Annotated in this window: 24 protein-coding genes; 10 read left to right on the top strand and 14 right to left on the bottom strand. The window is 72.5% G+C overall.

Features of this window, described 5'->3' with window-relative positions; all coding sequences use genetic code 11:
* Positions 1 to 16: 16 nt before the first annotated feature.
* Positions 17 to 1834 carry an AMP-dependent synthetase/ligase gene (locus FB554_RS05225; protein WP_142005009.1) on the top strand — a complete coding sequence of 606 codons (1818 nt, stop codon included), beginning with the start codon at positions 17 to 19 and terminating at the stop codon, positions 1832 to 1834.
* Here FB554_RS05225 and FB554_RS05220 read toward each other — a convergent pair.
* The 3 genes from FB554_RS05220 to FB554_RS05210 form a co-directional block, all read right to left on the bottom strand.
* Positions 1804 to 2421 (bottom strand): hypothetical protein, encoded by a 618-nt coding sequence (locus FB554_RS05220; RefSeq protein WP_142005008.1) that lies wholly within the window; start codon positions 2419 to 2421, stop codon positions 1804 to 1806. The genes FB554_RS05225 and FB554_RS05220 overlap by 31 nt on opposite strands.
* Positions 2422 to 2773: 352 nt before the next feature.
* The gene (locus FB554_RS05215; protein WP_142005007.1) at positions 2774 to 3025 is read right to left on the bottom strand and encodes a hypothetical protein; all 252 of its coding nucleotides are present in this window, start codon (positions 3023 to 3025) and stop codon (positions 2774 to 2776) included.
* A gap of 242 nt (positions 3026 to 3267) precedes the next feature.
* Positions 3268 to 4248 carry a GNAT family N-acetyltransferase gene (locus FB554_RS05210; RefSeq protein WP_142005006.1) on the bottom strand — a complete coding sequence of 327 codons (981 nt, stop codon included), beginning with the start codon at positions 4246 to 4248 and terminating at the stop codon, positions 3268 to 3270.
* 90 nt (positions 4249 to 4338) lie between these two features.
* Between FB554_RS05210 and FB554_RS05205 the strand changes: the two genes are divergently transcribed.
* The 4 genes from FB554_RS05205 (at position 4339) to FB554_RS05190 (ending at position 8870) form a co-directional block, all read left to right on the top strand.
* Entirely contained in the window at positions 4339 to 5769 is a 1431-nt protein-coding gene (locus FB554_RS05205; RefSeq protein WP_142005005.1) for a glycosyltransferase family 39 protein, read from the top strand.
* Positions 5770 to 5827: 58 nt separating this feature from the next.
* Positions 5828 to 7615, top strand: a complete 1788-nt coding sequence (locus FB554_RS05200) for a DEDD exonuclease domain-containing protein (RefSeq protein ID WP_142005004.1) — start codon at positions 5828 to 5830, stop codon at positions 7613 to 7615.
* A gap of 136 nt (positions 7616 to 7751) precedes the next feature.
* Positions 7752 to 8555 carry a hypothetical protein gene (locus tag FB554_RS05195; protein ID WP_142005003.1) on the top strand — a complete coding sequence of 268 codons (804 nt, stop codon included), beginning with the start codon at positions 7752 to 7754 and terminating at the stop codon, positions 8553 to 8555.
* Between the two features lie 36 nt (positions 8556 to 8591).
* Complete coding sequence (locus FB554_RS05190; RefSeq protein ID WP_142005002.1) at positions 8592 to 8870, top strand: Lrp/AsnC family transcriptional regulator; 279 nt, start codon at positions 8592 to 8594, stop codon at positions 8868 to 8870.
* A gap of 194 nt (positions 8871 to 9064) precedes the next feature.
* Here FB554_RS05190 and trpD read toward each other — a convergent pair whose 3' ends face one another.
* Both trpD and FB554_RS05180 read right to left on the bottom strand, forming a co-directional pair.
* Positions 9065 to 10147 (bottom strand): anthranilate phosphoribosyltransferase, encoded by a 1083-nt coding sequence (gene trpD / locus FB554_RS05185; protein ID WP_142005001.1) that lies wholly within the window; start codon positions 10145 to 10147, stop codon positions 9065 to 9067.
* A 5-nt stretch (positions 10148 to 10152) separates the two neighbouring features.
* Complete coding sequence (locus FB554_RS05180; protein ID WP_142005000.1) at positions 10153 to 10605, bottom strand: response regulator transcription factor; 453 nt, start codon at positions 10603 to 10605, stop codon at positions 10153 to 10155.
* Positions 10606 to 10715: 110 nt separating this feature from the next.
* On the opposite strand from FB554_RS05180, the gene ctaE reads away from it, so the two are divergent.
* The 4 genes from ctaE (at position 10716) to qcrB (ending at position 15147) form a co-directional block, all read left to right on the top strand.
* Complete coding sequence (gene ctaE, locus FB554_RS05175) at positions 10716 to 11363, top strand: aa3-type cytochrome oxidase subunit III (RefSeq protein WP_392425869.1); 648 nt, start codon at positions 10716 to 10718, stop codon at positions 11361 to 11363.
* Positions 11364 to 11424: 61 nt separating this feature from the next.
* Positions 11425 to 12207 (top strand): cytochrome bc1 complex diheme cytochrome c subunit, encoded by a 783-nt coding sequence (gene qcrC / locus FB554_RS05170; protein WP_142004998.1) that lies wholly within the window; start codon positions 11425 to 11427, stop codon positions 12205 to 12207.
* A 1-nt stretch (position 12208) separates the two neighbouring features.
* On the top strand, positions 12209 to 13312 hold the full coding sequence (qcrA, locus tag FB554_RS05165; protein WP_142004997.1) for a cytochrome bc1 complex Rieske iron-sulfur subunit: 1104 nt from the start codon (positions 12209 to 12211) through the stop codon (positions 13310 to 13312).
* Positions 13309 to 15147, top strand: coding sequence for a cytochrome bc1 complex cytochrome b subunit (qcrB, locus tag FB554_RS05160; RefSeq protein ID WP_142004996.1), 1839 nt, complete (start codon positions 13309 to 13311; stop codon positions 15145 to 15147). Before qcrA ends, qcrB begins: the two co-directional genes overlap by 4 nt.
* A 121-nt stretch (positions 15148 to 15268) precedes the next feature.
* Here qcrB and FB554_RS05155 read toward each other — a convergent pair whose 3' ends face one another.
* The 9 genes from FB554_RS05155 to FB554_RS05115 form a co-directional block, all read right to left on the bottom strand.
* Positions 15269 to 15622, bottom strand: coding sequence for a metallopeptidase family protein (locus FB554_RS05155; protein WP_236022276.1), 354 nt, complete (start codon positions 15620 to 15622; stop codon positions 15269 to 15271).
* A gap of 310 nt (positions 15623 to 15932) precedes the next feature.
* Positions 15933 to 16334, bottom strand: a complete 402-nt coding sequence (locus FB554_RS05150; protein WP_142004995.1) for a cytochrome c oxidase subunit 4 — start codon at positions 16332 to 16334, stop codon at positions 15933 to 15935.
* A complete protein-coding gene (gene ctaD / locus FB554_RS05145; protein WP_142004994.1) occupies positions 16331 to 18109 on the bottom strand; it encodes an aa3-type cytochrome oxidase subunit I in 1779 nt (592 codons plus the stop codon). The genes FB554_RS05150 and ctaD overlap by 4 nt, the downstream gene beginning before the upstream one ends.
* Complete coding sequence (gene ctaC, locus FB554_RS05140; protein WP_236022275.1) at positions 18109 to 19020, bottom strand: aa3-type cytochrome oxidase subunit II; 912 nt, start codon at positions 19018 to 19020, stop codon at positions 18109 to 18111. The genes ctaD and ctaC overlap by 1 nt, the downstream gene beginning before the upstream one ends.
* Positions 19021 to 19090: 70 nt before the next feature.
* The gene (gene aat / locus FB554_RS05135) at positions 19091 to 19774 is read right to left on the bottom strand and encodes a leucyl/phenylalanyl-tRNA--protein transferase (RefSeq protein WP_142004992.1); all 684 of its coding nucleotides are present in this window, start codon (positions 19772 to 19774) and stop codon (positions 19091 to 19093) included.
* 7 nt (positions 19775 to 19781) lie between these two features.
* On the bottom strand, positions 19782 to 20762 hold the full coding sequence (locus tag FB554_RS05130; RefSeq protein ID WP_142004991.1) for a carbohydrate kinase family protein: 981 nt from the start codon (positions 20760 to 20762) through the stop codon (positions 19782 to 19784).
* 100 nt (positions 20763 to 20862) lie between these two features.
* Complete coding sequence (locus FB554_RS05125; RefSeq protein WP_142004990.1) at positions 20863 to 21240, bottom strand: HesB/IscA family protein; 378 nt, start codon at positions 21238 to 21240, stop codon at positions 20863 to 20865.
* 110 nt (positions 21241 to 21350) lie between these two features.
* The gene (locus FB554_RS05120) at positions 21351 to 22439 is read right to left on the bottom strand and encodes a glycerate kinase (protein ID WP_170206784.1); all 1089 of its coding nucleotides are present in this window, start codon (positions 22437 to 22439) and stop codon (positions 21351 to 21353) included.
* Positions 22440 to 22474: 35 nt separating this feature from the next.
* Positions 22475 to 23218 carry an IclR family transcriptional regulator gene (locus FB554_RS05115; protein WP_142004988.1) on the bottom strand — a complete coding sequence of 248 codons (744 nt, stop codon included), beginning with the start codon at positions 23216 to 23218 and terminating at the stop codon, positions 22475 to 22477.
* 49 nt (positions 23219 to 23267) lie between these two features.
* Here FB554_RS05115 and FB554_RS05110 point away from each other — a divergent pair, with 49 nt between their 5' ends.
* Positions 23268 to 24590 carry an MFS transporter gene (locus FB554_RS05110; protein ID WP_142004987.1) on the top strand — a complete coding sequence of 441 codons (1323 nt, stop codon included), beginning with the start codon at positions 23268 to 23270 and terminating at the stop codon, positions 24588 to 24590.
* Positions 24591 to 24600: the final 10 nt, after the last annotated feature.

The raw sequence follows: 24600 nt of genomic DNA, 5'->3' as shown, positions 1-24600 counted from the left end.
CGCGAAAGGTGCCGGGGTGCAGGAGTTCGAGGTCCCGGCGCTGGTCGTGCCGACGGCGGCCGGCAACCTGGGTCTGCTCCCCTCGCGCAACGCGACGGTCGACCCGCGCGGCGTCGGCTACTCCCGGCGCACGGCCGAGGGCGGCTGGTCACCGGTCACCCACGCCCAGTTCGCCGACGAGGTCGAGCGCCTCGCCAAGGGGTTCATGGCCGCGGGCATCGAGCCCGGCGACCGCGTGGCGCTGCTGTCGCGCACGCGGTACGAGTGGACCCTGGTCGACTTCGCGCTGCTCGCGGCGGGAGCGGTCGTCGTCCCGCTGTACGACGGCGCCCCCACCGACCAGATCGGCTGGGTGCTGAGCGACAGCGGCGCGGTCGCCGCGGTGGTCGAGACCGCCGAGCACGCTGCAGCCGTCGGGCAGGTGCGCCCGGACCTGGATCGACTGCGCGACGTCTGGCAGATCGACAGCGGCGGCCTCGAGGAGATCGCCGCCGGCGCCGACGACGTGACCGACGCCGAGCTGCGCTCGCGCACCACGCTGCCCGACCGCGACACCCTCGCCACGGTCATCTACACCAGCGGCACCACGGGCCGCCCCAAGGGCGTGGAGCTGACCCACGGCAACTTCCTCACGCTGACCGAGAACGCCGTCGAACGGCTGAAGGACCTCGTCGACGTCGACGACGCCGCCACCCTGCTCTTCCTGCCCCTGGCGCATGTCTTCGCGCGGTTCGTCCAGGTCGTCGCGGTCTACTCGCGGGTGCGCCTGGGTCACTCCCCCGAGCCCGACCAGGTGCTGGACGACCTGGGCACCTTCCGCCCGACGTTCGTGCTGTCGGTGCCGCGCATGCTGGAGCAGATCTACAACCGGGCCCAGCAGCAGGCGGTGGGCGACGGGCGCGGCACTCTGTTCGCCCGCGCCGCCCGGGTCGCCGAGGAGTGGAGCCGCGCGCTGGACAAGCCCCGCGGGCCGTCGGTGCGGCTGAAGCTGCAGCACGCCGCGATGGACCGGTTGGTCTATCGCGGGCTGCGCGAGGCGCTCGGCGGCCGGCTCGACTACGCCATGAGTGGCGGCGCCCCGCTCGGCGAACGGCTGGGTCACGTGCTGCGCGGGATGGGGCTGCCGGTGCTCGAGGGCTACGGCCTCACCGAGACCACCGCCTCGACCACGGTGAACACCCCGCAGCTGACCCGGATGGGCACCGTCGGGCAGCCGCTGCCGGGCGTCGCGGTGCGCATCGCCGAGGACGGCGAGGTGCAGGTGCGCGGGGCCGGGGTGTTCCGCGGCTACTGGGACGACGAGGTCGCGACCGAACGCACCATGACCGACGACGGCTGGCTGCGCACCGGTGACATGGGCCGGCTCGACGGGCACGGCTTCCTGAAGATCACCGGCCGCAAGAGCGAGCTCATCGTCACCTCGACCGGGCAGAACGTCAGCCCGGCCGCGCTCGAGGGCCAGGTGCGCAGTCACCCCCTGGTGTCGCAGGTGGTCGTCGTCGGCGAGGGCCGGCCGCACCTGGGCGCGCTGGTCACGCTCGACGCGCCGATGCTGGCGCTGTGGGGCGACAACCACGACCGGCCGGGGCTGACCCCCGACGTCGCCGCCGACGACGCCGAGGTGCGCGAGGAGATCGCCCGCGCCATCGGCCAGGCCAACGCCTCGCCCGACGCCACCGACCAGATCCGCACCTTCGAGGTGCTGCGCGAGGACCTCACCGCCGCCCGGGGATACCTGACCCCCTCGGGCAAGGTGCGCCGCGAGCTGGTGCTGCACGACTTCGCCGACGAGGTCGAGCGGCTCTACGCCCAGGACGCCAACCAGGTCTCGTAGGCCCCGCCGAGCCCGGCCGGGCCGGCGCCGTACGCCGCCCGGAACGCCCGCCCGGTCTGCCCCGGCTGCGCGCTCGCGGTGCGCACGAAACCGGTGAAGACGCCCGCTCCGCGGCGGGCCACCAGGAACGCGCACCACGCCCAGGCCAGGCCGTAGGCGTCGCTCAGGTCCGCCGTACGTCCTGGGTCGAGGGCCGCGTCGTCCGGCGGACCGGCCGGTGGTGACCCCGAGCGCACCCGGCGGGCCACCCCGGGAGCGACCTGGTCGGGCCGCAGCCCGGTCGGCCGGTAGGCGGTGACCTCGGCGGCGCCCTCCCCCACCCACCGTGGCGTGGTGGGCAGCGGCGAGAGCAGCACATGGGTCAGCTCGTGGGTGAGCACCACCTGGCGCCCGCGGGCGCTGACCCGGCCCCACAGGTCGGGGTGCAGCACGACGGTGCGGTCGGGCCGGGTGAGCGCCGGGACCTGGTCGGAGGTGGAGCCGGTGATCCGGGAGAACTCGGTGTCGCTCGCGGGCACCACGATGCGCACGGCTGCCGGCGCCGCGCGCCACAGCTGGCGCACCTGGCCGGAGGCGACCGCCGCCAACCGCTCCACCTCGCGGCGGCGAGCCAGCGGGCCATCGCCCGTGACCGTGATGCCGCGGGACGGCGAGGTGCCCGCGCCGGACGGCGCCGCGGTCGAGGCCGGACCCGCTGACGAGGGTGGTGCTGCGGACGAGGGCACGCCGTCGGGCGAGGACGGGCCCGTCGCAGCCGGGTCACCGGACCCGGACGACGCCCGACCCGTCGTGGAGGAACCACCGGCCGGGGTCGGCCCGCGGTCGCAACCGGCCGTCACCACGGCAGCGGCACCGAGCAGCAGCGCACGCCGGCTCGGTCTCACGAGGACGACTCTCTCACCACCTCCTCGCGGGAGGGCCGGCCCGGGCTCGTCGGACTCACCCGACCGAGGCCCAGGTGGCCGCGCGCTGGGGTCGCTCGGGACGCGCGGTGGCCGCGGCGGCCTCGGCCTCGCTGACCAGGCCGCTGCCGACCAGCGCGTCGAGGGCGCGGACCTCGACGGCGTCGAGCGGGAGCTCGTGGGGCGAGATCGACAGCAGGGCCGTGACCATGCAGTCGTCGCACTGGTGCCCGCGGACCGGGCAGGTCGAGCAGTCGATCTGCAGGTCGGAGTGGGTGTCGGAACGCATCGCCGACCTCCTTCCGGTGCTGCCCGAGGCCGGTCCTCGGGTCGTTGCGACGACCGTAGGGTCGACCACCGACAAACCCTCCGCGACGACCTCCGCCCGGCCCCCGGGGCCGCGCCCGCACGGATCGGTGCGCCGCACCGGTGAGCGGCATCGGTGAGCGACCGTGCGCTCCGGCGCACGCCTGGTCACCGATCCCCCTCACCGATGCTGACCTCGGCCCACCGACGCCGCAGCGAGCGTCGTCAGCCCGACCCCAGCCGGAACGTCCGGGTGCGCGCGACCGGCACCATCCCGAGGCTGCGGTACAGCCGGGCCGGGATCGGGTACCCCGCGTCGCCGCGCGGGCACACCAGCGCCGTGCGGGCCCCGATCCGGGCCAGCTCGCGGATCAGCTGGGCGCACGCGGCCCGGGCCAGCCCGCGCGTGGCGTGCGAGGGCGCGGTCCCGACCGGCTCGATCAGCCCGCTGCGGCTGCGCTCGTCGAACCAGCCGAGCGCCGTCGCGGCCAGCCTGCCGTCGGGGGCCTCGACCACCAGGTCCAGCTCGCGGCGATAGAGCCGGGTCGCCCGGACCCGGTCGTACGCCGGGCGCGAGAACCGCGAGCCCGCCTCCTCGCCGTCGGGCACCTGACCGGCGAGCCGCTTGATCCGCGCCGGGGCCCAGGAGGCGCGGTGCACCTCGACCCGTTCGTCGGCCTCGTCGTCGGTGACCGCCCGCACCCGATAGCCGGCCGGCAGCGAGGGCCGCAGCCGCTCGAGCGGGCGCCCCGACCCGTCGACCAGGTCGGTCAGCAGGTGGGTGAACCACGGCCCGTCCTGCTCGCGGCCGCCCGCGGCCGACACGGCGTCGAGCAGCACGCGTTCCCGGTCCAGCAGCGTCAGCAGGGTCGCCGGGGCGTGCCCGCGCGACCAGCCGAGCGCCTGCTCGGCCAGCCCCGTGGCCTCGGGGTGCGTCGGGTCGACGTGCACGTCGGCGTACGCCACGCCCGGGCCGGCCGGCTCGACCCTGCTCCAGGCGAGCACCGGACCCGACGCGTCTCCGGCGCACCACACCCGCGACCGGCACTCGTCGTCGACGTCGTGCTGCGCCGCCGACCACGCCACGTCACCGGGGTGGGTGCGCTGGGCGGGGCACCAGCTGCGCGCGGCCGCGTCGGCGCGCCGGTCGACCCACGCGGTGGGCTCCAGACCCGGTGGCAATTCGATCGCGACGGTCGGCGGCATGCCAGGGAGTGTGCGCCCGCGCCGCACGGCGCGTCCACGAGGTTTCGCCGTACGCCCGCGCCGGCCGCGCGACTCGGCCAGACTGAGTGCGTGGCCGCCGTGCGCGAGCAGGTCTCCGGCCCGGTCTGGGGGGTCAGCGCCGGTCTCGGAGCCGTGCTCACCGCCGGCAGCGTCGGCTACGGCTACCACCGCGACGAGCTCTACTACCGGATGCTCCCGCCGGCCTGGGGCTACGTCGACCAGCCGCCGCTCACGCCGTTCGTCGCGCGGCTCACCACGCAGGTCTCCGACACGGTGTGGGCGCTGCGCGTGCCCGCGACGCTCGCCGCGATGGCCGCAGTCGTCGTGGTCGCGCTGCTGGCCCGCGAGCTCGGCGCCGACCGGCCGCGGCAGACCCTCGCCGCCGGTGCGTACGCCTGCGCCACGCTCCCGCTGATGCTCGGCCACCTGCTCCTCACCTCGACGCTGGACCTGTTCTTCCTGCCGCTGCTGATCCTGTTGTCGCTCAAGGCGATTCGTTCGCCGCGCTGGTGGGTGGCGGCCGGCCTGGTCGCCGGGCTGACGACGTACAACCGGTGGTTGGTGGCCGTCGTCGGCGTCGCGGCGGTGCTCGGTCTCGCGGTGCTGGGGCCGCGCCGGGTGTTCGCCTCGGTCTGGCTGTGGGCCGGCGGGCTGCTGGCGCTGGTCGTGGCCCTGCCGAACCTCGTCTACCAGGCCACCCACGACTGGCCGCAGATCCGGATGGGGCGGGCGCTCGCCGAGGACGCGGGCGAGGTGCGGGTCACCGTGCTGATCCTGCTCGTCGCCGGTGTCGGCCCGCTGTTCCCGCTGCTGTGGCGCGGCGTCGTCACCCTCGCGCGCGAGCCGCGCACCCGCTATCTGGTCGTCGTGACCGTGGCCGTCTACGCCTTCACGTTCGTCGCCGGCGCGCAGCCGCACTACGTCGTCGTGGCGCTGGTCGTGTGGCTGACCGCCGGCGTCATCACGACGAGCTCGCCACGTCGCCTGTGGCGGGTCGCCGCGATCACCGGGGCGGTCTCGGCGGTGCTCGCACTGCCGGTGATCCCGGTGAGCGTCGTGGGGGCGACACCGGTCACGAAGGTCAGCTCGCTGATGCCCGACCAGGTGGGGTGGCCGACGTACGTCGGGCAGGTGGCGCGGGCCTACCGCGCGGCCGTCGCCGCCGACCCGGGCGCACCGCCGCCGGTGATCATCACGGCCAACTACGGCGAGGCCGGGGCGATCGACCGGTTCGGGCCGGCGCACGGGCTGCCGCGGGCGTACAGCGGGCACAACGGTCTGTACGACGTCGCCCGGCCGAGCGGGCCCGCCCGCTCTGCCCTGCTGGTGGGTGATCTCGGCCCGCGGCAGCTGGCGCTGTTCGCGCAGTGCCGCCAGGTCGGCACGCTGGACAACGGGGTCGACGTCGACAACGAGGAGCAGGACCAGCCGATCCGGCTGTGCACCGGGCTGCGGCGCTCCTGGGAGCTCAGCTGGCCGGCCTTCGCCCACCTGGACTGAGCCCCCGACCCGGCGTGCCGACGGGGCGTTGTCACACCCCGCACCTAGCGTTCCGCCCATGACCACCCCGCTGGTGCCGGTGCAGGCCACGTTCGACGATCTCGGCACCCCGCTGCACGAGGTGACCTTCGTCGTCGTCGACCTCGAGACCACCGGCGGCAGCCCGCTCGCCAGCGAGATCACCGAGATCGGCGCGGTCAAGGTGCGTGGCGGCGAGCAGCTCGGCGAGTTCCAGACCCTGGTCAACCCCGGTCTGCCGATCCCGGCGTTCATCTCGGTGCTCACCGGCATCACCGACCGCATGGTCGCCGACGCGCCCCGCATCGAGACCGCGCTGCCGGCCTTCCTGGAGTTCGCCCGCGGCGCCGTCCTGGTGGCCCACAACGCACCCTTCGACATCACCTTCCTCAAGACCAACGCCCAGCGCCTGGGGCTGGAGTGGCCCGGTCCACGGGTGATCGACACCGCGCACCTCGCGCGGCAGCTGGTCACCCGCGACGAGGCGCCCAACCGCAAGCTCGGCAGCCTGGCCCGGCTCTTCCAGGCGAGCACGACCCCCGACCACCGCGCGCTGCACGACGCCCGCGCCACGGTCGACGTGCTGCACGGTCTGCTCGGGCGGGTCGGCAGCCTGGGCGTGACGACGCTCGAGGAGCTGTCGTCCTACTCCTCCCGGGTCAGCCCGGCCCAGCGCCGCAAGCGCTTCCTCGCCGACAGCCTGCCCTCCGCCCCGGGGGTCTACGTCTTCAAGGACGGCCAGCAGCGCCCGCTCTACGTCGGCACGTCCGTCGACATCCGGCGCCGGGTCCGCACGTACTTCACGGCCAGCGAGCACCGCACCCGGATGGCCGAGATGGTCGGCATCGCCGAGAGCGTCACCCCGATCGTGTGCGCCACGCCGCTCGAGGCCGAGGTGCGCGAGCTGCGGCTCATCGCCGAGCACAAGCCGCGATACAACCGCCGCAGCCGCTTCCCCGAGCGGGCGGTGTGGGTCAAGCTCACCGTCGAGCCGTTCCCTCGGTTGTCGGTGGTGCGCGAGGTGCGCGACGACGGCGCCCGCTACGTCGGCCCGTTCTCCGGCCGCAAGCAGGCCGAGCAGGCGGTGGCCGCGGTGCACGAGGTCGTGCCGCTGCGCCAGTGCACCACGCGGTTGTCCCCGGCCAAGCCGACGGCGGCGTGCGTGCTCGCCGAGCTCGGCCGGTGCGGCGCGCCGTGCACCGGTCAGCAGTCGGTCGCCGACTACGACGCGGTCGTCTCGCAGGTCACCGCGGCGCTCACCGGCGACGCCGAGCCGCTCGTGCGCGCGCTCGAGCAGCGGATGGCCGAGCTGGCCGAGCAGGAGCGCTACGAAGACGCCGGCTCGGTGCGCGACCGGTTGCTGACCCTCGTGCGGGGCACCGCCCGGGCCCAACGCCTGGCGCCGCTCGCGGCGAGCCCCGAGCTGGTCGGCGCCCGGTGGCGGGCCGAGGGCGGCTGGGAGATCGTCTGCGTGCGCTACGGCCGGCTCGCCGGCACCGCGGTGGCGGCCAGGGGCACCGACCCGATGCTCACCGTCGAGGCGGTGCGGGCCAGCGCCGAGGTCGTCGCGCCGCCGACCGGCCCGGTCCCGGCCGCGCTGCCGGAAGAGACCGAGAAGATCCTGCGCTGGCTCGAGACGCCCGGCACCCGCCTGGTCAGCCTCGACGGCGAGTGGACCTGTCCGGTCAACGGCGCCGGCCGCTCCCGCGACCGCCTCGAGCCGCTGGTGCGATCGCAGGAGCAGGTGGCGGGGTTCGACGAGCCCCGTGGCCGCACGCTGCACCGCCCGCCTGGTGCGGTGGCCTCCGGTGCCGCCGCGGCGGGCTGAGCTGGTCGTCTGAGGTGTCGGGCGACGGGCCCGCCGAGACGGCCGGGCGGCCCGCGTCGCGGCACGTGATCATCACGGAACGCTCGCGGCCGGGTGCGCGTCCCAGCGATGATCAGACCGACGAAGGAGTTCCCCCATGCCCACGCGCCGCCGCTGGATCGCCGCGCCGTCCGCCCTGGTCGCCCTCACCGCCCTGACCGCCTGCCAGGGCTCCGAGGTCACCGTCGAGTCCGCTCCCCCGTCGTCCGCCACGACGGCCCCCGGTCCCTCCGGGTCGAGCCCGGCGCCGGGCACCTCGAGCACTCCTGCCCCGAGCAGCCCGGCTCCCACCGGATCAAACCCGAGCAGCGGCGCACCGAGCGCCCTCGACCCCGCCCCCAACCCGATCACCGGCAGCAGCATCTCGGCCGCGGAGCTGGGCCCCACGGTCAGCTCCGCCCAGAACGCCCGCATCAGCTTCCGCTTCGAGCTGACCGGCCGCGACAACCAGCAGGCCCAGGGCACCGCGCGCTGCTCCGGCAAGGCCGCCTGGACCCTGCGCACGGGCAGCCGGGAGGAGATCCACGTCGACGGGTCCGACTACTCCCGCACCGGCTCCGACGGGCCCTACCGCCAGCGCAGCGACGACGAGCTCGAGCTCGACGACGACAACCCGTGCAACTTCGAGTCGGTGATCGACGACGACGTGACCTTCCAGGTCGTGGGCCGCGACGCGTCGTACGACGGGCGCACCGGCCTCACCGAGCTGCGGGGCAACGCCGACGGCGCGTCGTTCACCGTGTTCCTGGAGCCGTCGCGGCGCCCGGTGCACGTGCAGATCAAGCTGTCCACCAGCACCCGCTCGATCACCTATCGCGACTACGGCGCGCCCGTCACGATCACCGCACCCACCGACGTGCGTAGCGGCGGCCCGAGCCCCAGCAGCGGCGCACCGGTCTGACCCGCGGCCGGCGCGGCCCGTCGATAGGGTGCAGGGGTGATCTCCGCCATCGTTCTCATCAAGGCCGACGTCTCCCGCATCCCCGAGGTGGCCCAGCAGATCGCCGAGATCGAGGGGGTCAGCGAGGTCTACTCCGTGACCGGTGACGTCGACCTCATCGCGGTGGCCCGGGTCGAGCGGCACGAGGACTTCGCCGACGTCATCGCCGACCGGCTCAACAAGGTCGAGGGCGTGCGCGACACCCAGACGCACATCGCCTTCCGCACCTACAGCAACGACGACCTGGGCGCTGCGTTCAGCATCGGCGGCGACTGAGCCCCGCCCCGCCGGCGCACGTCACAACCCCCGATATCGGCCCTGCTGACCGTCGCGCACGCCCGGCGCACGTCACAACCCCCGATATCGGCCCTACTGACCCACGTACGCCCGGCGCACGTCACAACCCCCGATATCGGCCCTACTGACCGTCACGTACGCCCGGCGTACGTCACAACGCCCGGTATCGGCGGTCAGCGCGTGGGCTGCTGCCAGCGGGCCGTCGCGGTGACCCACCGCTCCAGCGCGGCGGCGGCGGCACCCTCGTCGATCGCGGCGCGGGCCCGCTCGATCCCGCGGCGCACCAGCGCGTCCAGGTCGGACTCCGGCCCGAAGCGACCGGGCGCCTCGTCGAGCTCGGTCAGCGCCAGCGCGATCCCGGCGTTCAGCAGCACGGCGTCGCGGACCGGGCCGGGCTCACCAGCCAGCACCCGGCGTACGACCTCGGCGTTGTGCGCGGCATCGCCGCCGCGCAGCGCCTCGACCGGGGCGGTCTGCAGCCCCAGCGCGGTCGGGTCGAGCACGTGCTCGCTGAGCTCACCGTCACGCACCCACCAGACCCTCGACGTCGTGGAGAGGGTGAGCTCGTCCAGCCCGTCGTCGCCGCGGAAGACCGCGGCGTCGCGGCGGCGGTCGGCGAAGACCTGCGCCATGAACGGGGCCATCCGGGCGTCGGCGACGCCGATCGCGGAGTAGCGCGGCTGAGCCGGGTTCGTGAGCGGTCCGAGCAGGTTGAGCGCCGTGGGGATGCCCATCTCGCGCCGCGCGCTGCCGGCGTGGCGCAGCGAGGGGTGGAAGGTCTGCGCGAAGCAGAAGGTGATGCCCGCGTCGAGCGCGACCTGCCGCACCTGCTCGGGCTCCAGGTCGAGTCGCACACCGAGCGCCTCGAGCACGTCGGCCGACCCCGACGAGGAGGACGCGGCCCGGTTGCCGTGCTTGACCACGTGCGCCCCGGCGCCGACGGCGACGATCGAGGACATCGTGGAGATGTTGACGGTGTGCCGCTGGTCGCCGCCGGTGCCGACGATGTCGAGGGTGGCGCCGGGAACCTCGATCGTGATCGCGTGGTCGAGCATGCCGTCGGCGAGGCCACGCATCTCGTCGGCGGTCTCCCCCTTGGCCCGCAGCGCCACGAGGAAAGCGGCGAGCTGCACCGGCGTCGCCGTGCCGGTGAGGATCTGGTCCATCGCCCACTGCGCCGCGTCGGCGGGCAGGCTCTCGTCCGCGAGGAGCGTCTTCAGGACGGTCGGCCAGGTGGGCGCGGTGTCCTGCGCCATGCGGGTCAGCCGGCCGGGACGTGCGTGCGGGCGACGTCGGCGAGGGTCGAGGCCAGCACCAGCGGGTCCAGCGGCTGCGGGACCGAGGCCTCGGCCAGCGACCACGACGCGAGCCAGCCGTCCTGCGGGCGACCCGTGAGCACCACCACGGGCGGGCAGTCGAAGATCTCGTTCTTCAGCTGCCGGCACAGCCCGAGCCCGCCGACCGGCGACGCCTCGCCGTCGAGCACGATCAGGTCGTAGCCGCCGCTCTCGACCGCCTCGATGACTGCCGGGGCGGTCGCGCACTCGCGCCACGAGCCGATCTCGACGTCCTTGGCCGGGCGACGCCCGGCCCCGACCCGGACGGCGTCACGCGTCGCGACGTCGTCGCTGTAGAGGAGCACGTTCACCGTGCGAACGGGCGTGCGGGAGGCGCCAGAGGCCGTGGTCGTCACGGCAGAGGAAGGTGCGGCCATGGCGCCGATGCTACCGACCGAGCTCGGGAACGAAGCCGGCACCTCGAGCGTTCGACACCCCGTCGGGACCCGCTCCGCGACCGGACCCTGGATGGGGCCATAATGAGCGAGTGGCGACCGCAACGACTCAACCCAGCCCCGGAGCCCCTGCCGCTCACGGCCCTGTGACCCGTCCCAACATGACGGCCGTCGGCACCATGGTGTGGCTGGCGAGCGAGCTGATGTTCTTCGCGGGTCTGTTCGCGATGTACTTCACGATTCGCGGCGCCGCCCCGCAGCTGTGGGAGCAGAACACCCCGCACCTCAACGTGCCGTACGCCGCGGCCAACACCCTGATCCTGGTGATCTCCTCGATCTGGTGCCAGCTGGGCGTGTTCAAGGCCGAGCAGGGCATCCCCTACCGCACGGGCACGCTCCTGCAGGTCAAGCAGTGGGGCATGCGCGAGTGGTACGTCCTCACCTACCTGTTCGGTTCGGTCTTCGTGGCCGGCCAGGTGCTGGAGTACTCCGAGCTGGTCGGCGCGGGGGTGCGCATCGACAGCGACTCCTACGGCTCGATGTTCTACCTGACGACCGGCTTCCACGGCCTGCACGTCACCGGCGGTCTGATCGCCTTCCTGCTGATCATCGCCCGCACCTTCACCTCGCGTCGCTACACCCACAGCCAAGCCACCGGCGCCGTCGTGACCAGCTACTACTGGCACTTCGTCGACGTGGTCTGGATCGCCCTGTTCGCCACGATCTACCTCCTGCAGTGATCGCGGTGCAGCGCGCGACCCCCTCCCCCACCACCTGCCCCGACGACGACAGGACAACCCCGTGAGCTTCCTCGCCGCCCGCCGCAGGCACCCGGCAGCGATCTTCGTCGTGCTGCTGCTCGCCCTGGTCTTCACCGGCGGCGCCTACGCAGCGCTCGCCCCCAAGGACGCCGAGGCGGCCCCGACCGCCGCGGCCGACGACGTCGTCAAGGGCAAGCAGCTGTTCCAGGCCAACTGCGCCAGCTGCCACGGCACCGCCGCCACCGGCTCCAAGGCCGGCCCGTCGCTGGTCGGCGTGGGCGCCGCGGCCGTCGACTTCCAGGTCGGCACCGGCCGTATGCCGATGACCCAGCCCGGCGTGCAGGCCCCTCGCGGCAAGCCGCAGATGACCCCTGAGCAGACCCGCCAGCTGTCGGCGTACGTCGCCTCGCTCGGCACCGGCCCGGCCGTCCCGAACGCCGAGAACTACAACGGCCAGGGCGACGTCGCCAAGGGCGGCGAGCTGTTCCGCGTCAACTGCGCGATGTGCCACAACTTCGTCGGCAGCGGCGGCGCACTCACCCGGGGCAAGTACGCCCCGAAGCTGGACGACGTGTCCGGCAAGCACATCTACGAGGCCATGCTCACCGGCCCGCAGTCCATGCCGGTGTTCAACGACACCAACCTGACCCCCAGCGACAAGAACGACATCATCAGCTACCTCCAGTACATGGAGGGCGAGGCCAACACCGGTGGCCACAACCTGGGCAACCTGGGCCCGGTCACCGAGGGCATGTTCGCCTGGACGATCGGCATCGGCCTGATGATCGGCGCAGCGGTCTGGCTCGGACGGAAGGCAGCCTGAATTGAGCGACTCCAGCAACCTCCCCGGCCAGCACGGCGACGGCACGGGTGAGTCCCGCGGCGCCGTCGACCTGTCCGCGGGTCACCACCTCGAGGCGTCCCCCGACCGGCTCCCGGCCCACTTCCCGAACCCGGGGCTGCCGCCGCACCAGCACCGGCACGGCGACGACGACCCGGCCGCGGCGAAGCGCTACGAGCGTCAGGTGGCCTCGCTGTTCCTGATGTCGATGGTCGCCACCGTGCTGTTCGCGGTCGCCTACTTCGCGATCGACGACCAGTCGGTCATCACCCTGCCGATCATCGGCAACGTCCTGGCGCTGCACGTCGCGCTCGGCGTGACCCTGGGCCTGTCCCTGCTCGGCATCGGCCTCGGCGCGGTGCACTGGGCCAAGACCCTGATGTCCGACGAGGAGGTCGTCGAGGAGCGCCACCCGCAGCGTTCCTCCGAGGAGGACCGCGAGGGCTTCGTGGCCATCCTCGAGGAGGGCGCTGAGTCCTCCCAGATCCAGCGCCGCCCGCTGATCAAGTACACCCTCGGCGGCGCGCTCGGCCTGTTCGCGATCCCGCTCGGGCTGCAGCTGGTCGGCTCGCTCGGCCCGCTCCCCGGTAACGACCTGTCCACCTCCCTGTGGGACTCGCGCATCAACGGCCGCAAGCGTCGCCTGGTGCGTGACCCGGAGGGCACCGCGATCCGGCTCAGCGACGTCACCATGGGGTCGGTCTTCCACGTCCTGCCCGAGGGCATCGACGAGACCGAGCAGCCGCTCAACGAGAAGGTCAAGGCGTCGGTCCTGCTGGTCCGGCTCGACGAGGCCAAGATCAAGAGCGCCCGCCAGCGCAGCTGGGGCATCGACGGTGTCGTGGCCTACTCCAAGATCTGCACCCACGTCGGGTGCCCCGTCGGCCTGTACGAGCAGCAGACGCACCACCTGCTGTGCCCGTGCCACCAGTCGACGTTCGACATGACTGATGACTGCAAGGTGATCTTCGGCCCGGCCAAGCGTCCGCTGCCGCAGCTGAAGATCTCCGTCGACGGCGCGGGATACCTGGTCGCCGACCAGGGCTTCGCCGAGCCTGTCGGCCCGAGCTTCTGGGAGCGTGGATGAGCACCGCAGCAGACCCGAGCACCCCACGCCGCGGAGCCAGCGCACTGCGGGACGACGACGAGCGCGGACCGGTCAAGCGGTCCGGCGGCCCGGTGGCCGGCCTCGGCAACTGGGTCGACGAGCGTACGGGCGGAGCCAAGGGCGGGCGTTACCTGCTCAAGAAGGTCTTCCCCGACCACTGGTCGTTCATGCTGGGCGAGGTGGCGATGTACTCCCTCGTCATCCTGCTCATCACCGGCACGTTCCTGACGTTCTGGTTCGTGCCGAGCCTCGGCCACACCACCTACGACGGCAGCTACGAGCCGCTGCGCGGCATCGAGATGTCCGAGGCGTACGCCTCGACCGTGCGGATCTCGCACGACATCCGCGGCGGCCTGATCATCCGGCAGATCCACCACTGGTCGGCGCTGCTGTTCATCGTCTCGATCATGCTGCACATGTGCCGCGTGTTCTTCACCGGCGCGTTCCGCAAGCCGCGTGAGATCAACTGGGTCATCGGCGTGAACCTGCTGATGCTGTCGATGGTCGAGGGCTTCGCCGGCTACTCGCTGCCGGACGACCTGCTGTCCGGCACCGGTCTGCGGGCGGCCGAGGGCTTCATGCTCTCCATCCCCGTGGTCGGCTCCTACATCTCCTACCTGGTGTTCGGCGGAGCCTTCCCGGGCGAGATGATCATCCCCCGCCTATTCACGGTGCACGTGCTGCTGCTGCCCGCGATCATCGTCGGGTTGTTCACCGCGCACATCATCCTGGTGATGGTGCACAAGCACACCCAGTACCCCGGCCCCGGCCGCACCGAGAAGAACGTCGTCGGCTTCCCGATGATGCCGGTCTACGCGGCCAAGGCCGGTGGCTTCTTCTTCATCGTGTTCGGCATCACCGCGCTCATCGCCGGCCTGGTCCAGATCAACCCGATCTGGGCGTACGGACCGTACGAACCGACCCAGGTCACGGCGGGCTCCCAGCCCGACTGGTACATGGGCTTCGCCGACGGTGCGCTGCGTCTGCTGCCCGGCTTCCTGGAGTTCGAGATCTTCGGCACCACGTGGAGCTTCAACATCTTCCTGGGCGCGATCCTGCTGATCCCGGTGATGTTCACGATCGCGGGCGCCTACCCGTTCCTCGAGGCCTGGGTGACCGGCGACAAGCGCGAGCACCACATCCTGGACCGCCCGCGCAACCGCCCGGTGCGCACCGGTCTCGGCATGGCCGCCATCACGTTCTACGCCGTGAACTTCATCGCGGCCGGCAACGACATCATGGCGATCAAGCTGGGCCTGTCGATCAACGACATCACCAACGTGCTGCGCGTGCTGCTGCTCGTCGGACCGATCCTGGTGTTCATGCTCACCAAGCGGCTGTGCCTCAGCCTGCAGCGGCGCGACCGCGACCTGGTGCTGCACGGTCGGGAGACCGGCCGCATCATCCGCACCGCCGAGGGCCGGTTCTTCGAGGCGCACGAGCCGCTCAACGAGTACGAGCGCTGGCCGCTGGTCGCCTACCAGTCCTGGCGCCCGATCGAGTCGCTGCCGGGCCAGGACGCCAACGGTGTCTCGGCCGGCACCGCGCGCAAGGACAAGACCCGCGAGGCCCTGTCGCGGTTCTTCTTCACCGACCGCATCGAGGCCGTCACCCCGGCCGAGCTGGCCGCCGCGCAGCACCACGGCGACGAGCACGAGTCGCTGGAGTCCAGCGAGCTGGAGACCAGCGCGGTCGAGCACAGCCGCGCCCACGGTGGCGAGCTGGGCTTCGAGGGTGAGCTGCACGGTGGCGCGGAGGAGGTCCGCGAAGGGACCGCCTACGACCACCAGACGCAGCGCGCCGACCGCCACTGAGCGACGCTCCCCTGCGGGACACGGCCCCGCCCGGCTTCGGCCGGGCGGGGCCGTTCGCGTTGTCCGGTGGCCGGCGGTGGGCGTACGTCGGGTCGGGCGGCGAACGTACGTCGGGGTCGGCTCAGCCCCAGCCGAGCTCGTGCAGCCGGTCGTCGTCGATGCCGAAGTAGTGCCCGATCTCGTGCACCACGGTGACGGCGATCTGCTCGCGCAGCTCCTCGCGGGTGGCGCTGATCCGCTCCAGCGGACGCTGGAACAGGGTGATCCGGTCGGGCAGGCTGCCGTAGGCCCAGGAGTCGGTGCGCTCCGGCAGCGGGACACCGACGTAGAGCCCCAGCAGGTTCGGCTGGTCGACGGGCGGGTCGTCCTCGACGAGGATCGCGATGTTCTGCAGCCGCGCGAGCAGCTCCGGCGGGATCAGGTCCAGGGCCTGGCCCGCCTCGTCCTCGAACTCGGCCCGACTCATCGCCACCACGGGGCAACTGTACGTTTTCGGCCGGCCCGCACGCTTGTCGGCGGGCAGCGCACGCGCAGCCAAGGGGCGGGCTGCCCGGGACGTCGGCGTACGCCGCGGGCAGGTGGGGTCGGTATCGACCCGATACGGCACGCTCTCGGGGCGTGAGGCGGGCAGGTGGGGTCGGTATCGACCCGATAGGCACGCTTGGCGGCTTGGGGGTCTCGATACGGCCCGCTCGTTCCTCGCGGGGCCCACTCGACCCGCTTGGCGCAAAACGCGAACGTCCCGGGTCGATATCGACCCGGGACGTCACGCGCGTACGGAAGGCTCAGATGGCGTTCTCGCCGCGGAAGTACTCGAAGGTCCAGCCGAGGGTCGACAGCACCACGAGCGGGAAGCCGAGGATGACCAGCCACCAGCCCACGGCAGCGCCGAGGAAGACGATCGCGCACGAGGCGCCGAGGAACAGCGGCCACCAGCTGTGCGGGCTGAAGAAGCCGTACTCGCCCTCGATCTCGTGGATCTCGCCCTCGGGGTCGTCGTCGGGCCGCGGGTCCAGCTTGCGGGCCGTGACGTAGACATAGCCGCCGATCATGGCGCACATACCCGCGGTGAGGAACAGCCCCACCGCGCCCACCGGCTCGGACCCGCCGGTCCAGAGCATGTAGATGAACCCCATCACGATGTAGAACACCGTGAGGATCGCGAAGAGCTTGAACTCGACCTTCATCGCTTGGAGTTCTCCTTGTCCTCCGGACGGTCGCCGCCCATCGTCTGAGAGCCGTGGTCGGCCGGGCCGAGCACCTTGGCCAACGTGTCAGGGGCGGGCCGCACCGAGGTGGGCGCTGCCTCCGGGTGGTGCAGGTCGAACGCGGGACGCTCGGACCGGATGCGCGGGATGGAGTCGAAGTTGTGCCGCGGCGGCGGGGACGAGGTGGCCCACTCCAGCGACATGCCGTAACCCCACGGGTCGTCGGACTCGACCATCGGAGCCGTGCGCCAGGTCTTCCAGACGTTGTACAGGAACGGGGTCATCGAGGCGCCCAGCAGGAACGACCCGACGGTCGACAGCTGGTTCATCCAGGTGAAGCCGTCCTCGGGCATGTAGTCGGCGTAGCGCCGCGGCATGCCCACCACACCCAGCCAGTGCTGGATGAGGAACGTCATGTGGAAGCCGATGAACAGCATCCAGAAGTGGATCTTGCCCAGCTTCTCGTCGAGCATCCGGCCGGTGAGCTTGGGCCACCAGAAGTACCACCCGGCGAACATCGCGAACACGACGGTGCCGAACACCACGTAGTGGAAGTGCGCCACCACGAAGTAGGTGTCGGTGAGGTGGAAGTCCAGCGGCGGGCTGGCCAGGATGACGCCGGTCAGACCACCGAACAGGAAGGTCACCAGGAAGCCGAACGCCCAGATCATCGGGGTGTCGAAGGTGATCTTGCCCTGCCACATCGTGCCGATCCAGTTGAAGAACTTCACACCGGTCGGCACCGCGATGAGCATGGTCATGACGGCGAAGAAGGGCAGCAGGACCGCGCCGGTGGCGTACATGTGGTGGGCCCACACGCTGACCGACAGCGCCGCGATCGCGATGGTCGCGAAGACCAGGGTCTTGTAGCCGAAGATCGGCTTGCGCGAGAACACCGGGATGACCTCGGAGATGATCCCGAAGAACGGCAGCGCGATGATGTAGACCTCGGGGTGACCGAAGAACCAGAACAGGTGCTGCCACAGCATCGCCCCGCCGTTCTCGACGGCGTAGACGTGCGCGCCCAGCACGCGGTCGGCACCCAGGCCGAACATCGCGGCGGCCAGCACCGGGAAGACGATGATCGCCAGCAGCGAGGTGATCAGCAGCGTCCAGGTGAACACCGGCATGCGGAACATGGTCATGCCCGGTGCGCGCATGCAGATGATCGTGGTGATGAAGTTGACCGAGCCGAGGATCGTGCCGAAGCCCGCGAGGCCCAGACCGAACACCCACAGGTTGCCGCCGAGCCCGGGGCTGAACATGGTGTCGGACAGCGGCGTGTAGGCGAACCAGCCGAAGGCGGCCGCGCCCTGCGGGGTCAGGAAGCCCGAGACGGTGATCAGCGCGCCGAACAGGTAGAGCCAGTAGGCGAACATGTTCAGCCGCGGGAACGCCACGTCGGGCGCACCGATCTGCAGCGGCATCAGCGCGTTGGCGAACCCGGCGAACAGCGGGGTCGCGAACAGCAGCAGCATGACCGTGCCGTGCATGGTGAACAGCTGGTTGAACTGCTCCTTGGTCTCCACGACGTTCATCCCCGGCGCGAACAGCTCGGCGCGGATGATCAGCGCCATGACACCGCCGACCAGGAAGAAGATGAACGAGGTGATGAAGTACAGGTTGCCGATGACCTTGTGGTCGGTCGACGTCATCCACTTGACGATGGTGCGGCCCATGTTGCGCTGGCTGCGCGTGGGCTGCTGCGGGGTGTCACCCGCGGCGCCCGGTCGGTGGGTGGTCGTGGTGGCCATCAGTTGCCCTCCTCTTCCCGCACGTCGGACTCCCGCACGCCCGGCGGGAGGTACTGCTGCTGCCCCTGCTCGATGCCCGAGCGGTTGAGGCTGTTGCTGAGGAAGCCGGTCTGGCCGCGGTCACGGAAGGTGGCCATCTGGCGGTCGTACTCGGCCTGCGGGACGACCTTCACCTGGAAGAGCATCTCGCTGTGGTAGGCGCCGCACAGCTCGGCGCACTTGCCCGTGAAGGTTCCAGTCTCGGTCGGGGTGACCTGGAAGCGGTTCACCCGACCGGGCACCATGTCGAGCTTCTGCAGGAACTGCGGCACCCAGAAGGAGTGGATGACGTCGCGCGAGGTCAGCACGAACTCCACCCGCTTGTTCACCGGGAGGTACATCGTCGGGAGGGTCTCCTCGACGCCCGGCTTGCCGGTCAGCTCGGCCTGGACGCCCGAGTCGTACGTGCGGGCCTCGATGTAGTTGAAGTCCCAGCTCCACTGCTTGCCGACCACGTTGACGGTGACGTCGGGCTTCTGGGAGGTGTCGAGCAGCTTCTCCTCGAGCTCGACGGTCTTGCCGAAGAGCACCGCGACCATGAACACCGGGACGACGGTGTAGAGGATCTCCAGGGGCACGTTGTACTGCATCTGCGGCGGCAGGGTGTTGTCACCCTTCTTCGCGCGGTAGCGCGCGAGGCACCAGAACATCAGGCCCCAGGTGAGCACGCCGACGGCGAGCGCCCACAGCCAGGTGGCGTTCCAGAAGAAGGTGATGTCGTCGCTGTTCTCGGTGACGCCCTTGGGCAGGAAGCCCCGCTTCACCGTCTCGCTACAACCGGTCAGCAGCAGAGCCGTCAGTCCGGCGAGACCAGCAGCGCCGACCCGGCGTCGCACCGCCGGTCGAGACGAACGGTCGAGAGGGCGGCTCACGTCGGCTACCTTCCGCAGATCCTTATGGGGCACAAGGGAACACTACCCGAGTGCCAGACGTTGCCGGCGCTCACCCCGCCGTCGTCGCGAGGGTCGCGGGGAGGGGCAGCACCAGGGCCCGCGACAGCCGGGTGAGGTAGTCCGCGCGGGAGATCTCGCGGATGCCCAGCGAGGCCAGATGGGCGGTCTGCCACTGCACGTCGATCAGCCGGTCGGCGGCCCCGTCGGCGAAGCACAGCTCGGTCAGCGCCCACAGCGCGACCTTCGAGGCGTCGGTCACCCGGTGGAACATCGACTCCCCCGCGAACAGCCCGCCGACGGCGACGCCGTAGACCCCGCCGACCAGGCGCTCCCCCTGCCAGACCTCGACCGAGTGGGCCCAGCCCAGCTCGTGCAGACGGACGTACGCCTCCGCGATCTCGGGCGTGATCCAGCGCCCCTCGCGCGCGGGGTCGGCACAGCCGGACAGCACCGCCCCGAACGCCTCGTCGACGCTGATCCGGAACTGCCGGGCCGAGCGGCGCAGCGAACGGCTGACGTGCAGGTCGCCGGGCAGCAGCACGCCGCGGCGGATCGGGCTCCACCAGCCGATGGGCCGGGTGCCGTGCCGGCCGAGCCCCATCGGGAACAGCCCGTGGCGATAGGCCTCGAGCAGCGTGCCGGGCTCCAGGTCTCCGCCGACGGCCACGACCTCCTCGCCCTCGCGCAGAGGTGCCGCGGCGAGGTTCCAGATCGAGGGCGGCGGTTCGACCATGCCGGTCCTATGCCGGGCTCAGGTGCGGCGCGACCTCGTCGGCGGCCTCGTCGCCGTAGGCCTCGCGCAGCCGCGCGAGGAAGTCGGCGTGGGTGAGGTGGTACTCCTGCGTGCCGACGGTGGACACGACGTACGCCGCGAGCGTGGACCCGACCTGGGCGCAGCGCTGCAGGTCCAGGCCCCAGGTCAGGCCGGTGAAGAACCCGGCCCGGAACCCGTCGCCGACGCCGGTGGGGTCGACGGCGGTGACCTGGTCGGCGATCGGCACCTCGATCGTCGGCTCGCCCTTGCGCAGGATGCTCGCGCCGTCCTTGCCGCGGGTGACGATGCGGGTGCCGACGCGGTCGAGGATGTCGTCGGCGGTCCAGCCGGTCTTCTGCTCGGTGAGCTCGGCCTCGTACTCGTTGGTGAACAGGTAGTCCGCGCCCTCCACGAGGTTGCGGATGAACGGGCCGTCGGCGAACGCCAGCTGCTGGGAGGGGTCGGCGACGAACGGGATGCCGCGGGTGCGGCACTCCTCGGTGTGGCGACGCATGGCCTCGGGGTCGTTCGGGCCGACCATCACCAGGTCGAGCCCGCCGACGCGGGTCGCGACCGGCGCCAGCTCGATCTCGCGGGCCTCGGACATCGCGCCGGGGTAGAACGTGGCGATCTGGGCCATGTCGTCGTCGGTGGTGCACACGAACCGGGCGGTGTGCTGGGTCTGGGAGACCAGCACCGACTCGCAGTCGACGCCGTGCCGCTCCAGCCAGGAGCGGTAGTCGGTGAAGTCCTCGCCGACCGCGCCGACGAGCACGGGCGTACGCCCCAGCCGGGCCATCCCGAACGCGATGTTGGCCGCGACTCCCCCGCGGTGGATCTGCAGGCCGTCGGCGAGGAAGGACAGCGAGATCTTGTCGAGCTGCTCGACGACGAGCGAGTCGGCGAACCGCCCGCGGAAGGTCATCAGGTGGTCGGTGGCGATGGATCCGGTCACGGCGATCTTCACCCGCGCGACCCTAACCGAACCGGCTGCACAACCGAACCGGCCCGCTCGCGAAGGTCGCGGGCGGGCCGGTGCGGGTCGTGCGCGCTGCGCACGGGAGGGATCAGGAGAACGAGTCGCCGCAGGCGCAGGACGAGCCCGCGTTGGGGTTGTCGATCGTGAAGCCCTGCTTCTCGATGGTGTCGGCGAAGTCGATCGTCGCGCCCTCGAGGTAGGGGCTGCTCATCCGGTCGACAACGACCTCGACCCCGTCGAAGTCGCGCGTCAGGTCGCCGTCGAGCGTGCGCTCGTCGAAGTAGAGCTGGTAGATCAGGCCGGAGCAGCCACCGGGCTGCACACCGACGCGCAGCCGCAGGTCGTCGCGGCCCTCCTGCTCGAGGAGGCTCTTGACCTTGGTCGCGGCCACCGGGGTGAGCTCGACGCCGTGGGTCTTCTCCTGGGTGCCGGTGCTGGTGGTCGGGGTGTTGGTCTCGACGCTCATGTGCCGTCCTTCACTCGCTGATGCCGGTCTTCGCAACGTGCAACCGGGGTGGTGCCGGATGTGTTCCCGGCCCGTGCCTCCACTGTACGTCGTGGGCCGGCCGATCCCGGTCAGCCCCTCGCGGGGGTCCAGGTCCCGGCGACCCGCGCGGCCAGGCGGCGCAGCGCCGCCTCGTCCTCGGCCGGGTCGAACCGGTGGCCGCGCGGGCGCATCCGCCCGGGCTGCAGCACGCCGTAGCTGCCGGAGAACCCGAGCGACATCGTCTCGCGCCGCCCCACCTGGACCTCGTCGGCGAGCAGCACGCCCGGGACGGCCAGGGTCGTCGCGGCGCGCGCGACCTGCTCGGCGACGCTGTGCGCGAGGACGCGCCAGTTGTACACGGTCGTGGCGGTGACCAGCAGGCCGCTGGCCCGCGCCGCCTCGACCAGCCCGGTGGCCTCGGCGACCACCTCGGGGCCGGGGCGCAGGCTCGCGCCGAGCACCGCGAGGACGAACCCCGCGCCGCCGCCCGCGCCCGCGCCGGGGAGCCGGTCGGGCCGCTGCTGCTGACCGCTGATCAGGTCGCGCGGGGGTGGCAGCGCCCGGCGTACGACGTCGACCCACTCCCCCATCTCGCGCTCGGACTCCTGGGCGGCCTCGCGGGTCAGGCCGAGGGTGTCGACGGCGGTGGCGCTCGCGCCCTGCATGCCGAGCAGGGTGCGGTCGGTGTCGACCGCGACGGTGACCGTGCGCCCCGCGAGCAGCTCGCGGGCGGCGGCGAGGCCGGACCCGCCGTCGCCGCCGGACCCCACGAGCCCGCGCACCAGACCGCGTCCGCCGTCCAGCGTGCGCAGGCCGCCGAGCCCGACGACGACGTGCTCGGCGCCGGCGGCGAGCAGGGTGCGCAGCGTGGCGCCGAGCGGTTCGGTGTCGAGGGCCTCGCCCGCGCGCTCGACCTCCGCCGCCTCGACGTACGTCCGTCCGCCCGCCCGCAGGACCGGCACCGAGAGCGCCCGCTCGGGTCGGTCGACCGACAGCATCTGGAGGTCGCCGCCGACCGAAACCGCTAGTGCGGCGAGGAAACCCGGGCCCCCGTCGGACTGCGGGAGCCGGACGGTGTCGACGGCCGGGGCCGCCTCGGCCCAGCCGGCCGCGAGCGCCGAGGCGGCCTCGGCGCCGGTCAGGGATCCGAATCGGTCGGGGGCGAGCAGCACGCGCACGGGCGCCATTGTCGCCGCACCCCGACCCTGCGCGGTCAGGCGCGGTCCAGGTCGCGCGTCAGCAGGGCCGAGGCGGCGGTCAGCGCCCCCACCCAGGTGGGGAGCTTGCTGTCCTCGAACCGCTGCTTGGGCATGGCGAGCGCGAGGCCCGCGAGCGGGGCGCCCTGCGGGGTGCGCACCAGCACGGCGACCGCCACGACGCCGCGCTCGGTGAGCTGGTCGTTGATCGCGAACCCGCGGGCCTTGCTGCGCTCGAGCTCCAGCCGCAGCGCGCGCCGCTCGGCGGCCCCCAGCTCGTCGTCGGGGTAGAGCAGCCCGAGCTCGTCCTCGCCGAGCTCGGCCAGCAGGATGCGCCCGGCCGAGGTGAGCCGGGCGTCCCACTCGCGGGTGAAGCGGTCGCCGACGTTGAACGCCTCGGGCCCCTCGACGTAGGCCACCACGTTGGTGCGCGCCCCCACCCGCACCTGCAGGTTGCACGACTCGCCGGTCTGCGCGGCGACCTGGTTGAGATAGGGCAGCGCGGCTGCTCGCAGCCGCGCGGTCGGCTGCTGCCCGGGGTCAGCCACGAGGAACGGGCCGGGGCGGTAGGACCGGTCGGGTGCCTGCTCGGCGAAGTCGCGATAGACCAGCGTCACGAGGAGCCGGTGGGCGGTCGAGCGGCTCACCCCGAGCGCGGCGGCGGCGTCGGTGACCCGCAGCGAACCCTCCTGACGCAACAGCGTGGCCAGCTGGAGGGCATGGTCGACGGCCTCGACGGCGTACGCCGGTCTGTTCCTCACAGCAGAACATCCTATTCCGCCTGTCGGGAAGCGACCTACTCTCCCCGCCATGTCCCCGACCACCCCACCCGTGGCCCGGCCGGCCCTGCTCGTCACCGCGCTGTGCTGGCTGATCGTCGTCTTCGACGGCTACGACCTGATCGTCTACGGCACCGTGGTGCCGCGCCTGCTCGAGGAGCCGGGCTGGGAGCTCACCCAGAGCTCCGCCGGATTCCTGGGCTCGCTGGCCTTCCTCGGCATGCTCCTCGGCGCCCTCGCCGCGGGCGCGCTCGCCGACCGCATCGGCCGGCGCGGCGCGGTGCTGGGCTGCACGGTCTGGTTCTCCGTGTTCACCGCGCTGTGCGCGCTCGCGCCCTCCCCGGGCACGTTCGGCGCCTTCCGTCTCCTCGCCGGGCTCGGCCTCGGCGGCCTCGTGCCGTCGGCCAACGCCCTCGTCGCGGAGTACGCCTCCCCCGCCCGGCGCTCGCTCGTCGCCACCCTGATGATGTCCGGCGTCCCGATCGGCGGCTCGATCGCGGCCGTGCTCGGCATCTGGGTCATCCCGGGGTACGGCTGGCGCACCATGTTCGCGGTCGCGCTCCTGGCCCTGGTCGTGGTGCTGCCGCTCGCCGTGCGCTGGCTGCCCGAGTCGCCGGTGTGGCTGCGCGCCAAGGGGCGCGTCGCCGAGGCCGAGCGGATCGAGGCGCGCTTCGGGCTCACCGCCCCGCCGGCCGCGCCCGCCGACGCCGACCGGGTGACCGCGGGCGACATCCTGCGCCGGCCGCTGCGCACCCCGTCGGTGCTGTTCGCGCTGGCGACGGCGGCCACCCTGTTCACCTGGTACGGCCTCGGCACCTGGCTGCCGCAGCTGATGCGGCAGAGCGGGTACGAGCTCGGCTCGGCGCTGACCTTCCTGCTGGCGCTCAACCTGGGTGCGGTGCTGGGGTCGCTGCTCACGGCGTACTTCGGGGTGCGGTTCGGCCCGGCGCGCGCGGCGGCCGTCGCGGCCCTGGTCGCCTGCCTCGCGCTGCTCGGCGTCACGCTCGCGACGCTGCCGCTCGCCGGACTGTACGGCGCGCTGGTGCTCGCCGGCATCGGCACGCACGGCACCCAGTGCCTCATCCTCGCCGCGATCGCCGACCGCTACCCCGCCGCCGTGCGCGGCGCGGCGCTCGGCTTCGCCCTCGGCGTCGGCCGCGTCGGCGCGGTCGTCGCACCCCAGGTGGGCGGCTGGATGCTCGCCCGCGACCTGGGCGTCGACGCCAACTTCGTCGTCTTCGCGGCCGTGGCCGCCATCGCCGGTCTGCTGCTGCACCTGATCTCCCGCCGCCAGCGGGCCGACGTCACCGACGCCACCCCCGAGCCCACCACCCCGACCGTCCCGGCGACCTGAAGGAGCCCCC

Origin of the sequence: Barrientosiimonas humi (assembly GCF_006716095.1) — a bacterium.
GTDB classification, from domain to species: domain Bacteria; phylum Actinomycetota; class Actinomycetes; order Actinomycetales; family Dermatophilaceae; genus Barrientosiimonas; species Barrientosiimonas humi.
This window is presented reverse-complemented; position numbering and strand designations above follow the sequence as displayed.

What these genes read in the sequence shown, in the direction of transcription:
- FB554_RS05215 (WP_142005007.1), bottom strand. Translation starts at nt 3,025, where the DNA reads ATGCGTTCCGACACCCACTCCGACCTGCAGATCGACTGCTCGACCTGC.
- FB554_RS05210 (WP_142005006.1), bottom strand. Translation starts at nt 4,248, where the DNA reads ATGCCGCCGACCGTCGCGATCGAATTGCCACCGGGTCTGGAGCCCACC.
- FB554_RS05200 (WP_142005004.1), top strand. Translation starts at nt 5,828, where the DNA reads ATGACCACCCCGCTGGTGCCGGTGCAGGCCACGTTCGACGATCTCGGC.
- FB554_RS05195 (WP_142005003.1), top strand. Translation starts at nt 7,752, where the DNA reads ATGCCCACGCGCCGCCGCTGGATCGCCGCGCCGTCCGCCCTGGTCGCC.
- trpD (WP_142005001.1), bottom strand. Translation starts at nt 10,147, where the DNA reads ATGGCGCAGGACACCGCGCCCACCTGGCCGACCGTCCTGAAGACGCTC.
- FB554_RS05180 (WP_142005000.1), bottom strand. Translation starts at nt 10,605, where the DNA reads ATGGCCGCACCTTCCTCTGCCGTGACGACCACGGCCTCTGGCGCCTCC.
- qcrB (WP_142004996.1), top strand. Translation starts at nt 13,309, where the DNA reads ATGAGCACCGCAGCAGACCCGAGCACCCCACGCCGCGGAGCCAGCGCA.
- FB554_RS05150 (WP_142004995.1), bottom strand. Translation starts at nt 16,334, where the DNA reads ATGAAGGTCGAGTTCAAGCTCTTCGCGATCCTCACGGTGTTCTACATC.
- ctaD (WP_142004994.1), bottom strand. Translation starts at nt 18,109, where the DNA reads ATGGCCACCACGACCACCCACCGACCGGGCGCCGCGGGTGACACCCCG.
- aat (WP_142004992.1), bottom strand. Translation starts at nt 19,774, where the DNA reads ATGGTCGAACCGCCGCCCTCGATCTGGAACCTCGCCGCGGCACCTCTG.
- FB554_RS05125 (WP_142004990.1), bottom strand. Translation starts at nt 21,240, where the DNA reads ATGAGCGTCGAGACCAACACCCCGACCACCAGCACCGGCACCCAGGAG.
- FB554_RS05110 (WP_142004987.1), top strand. Translation starts at nt 23,268, where the DNA reads ATGTCCCCGACCACCCCACCCGTGGCCCGGCCGGCCCTGCTCGTCACC.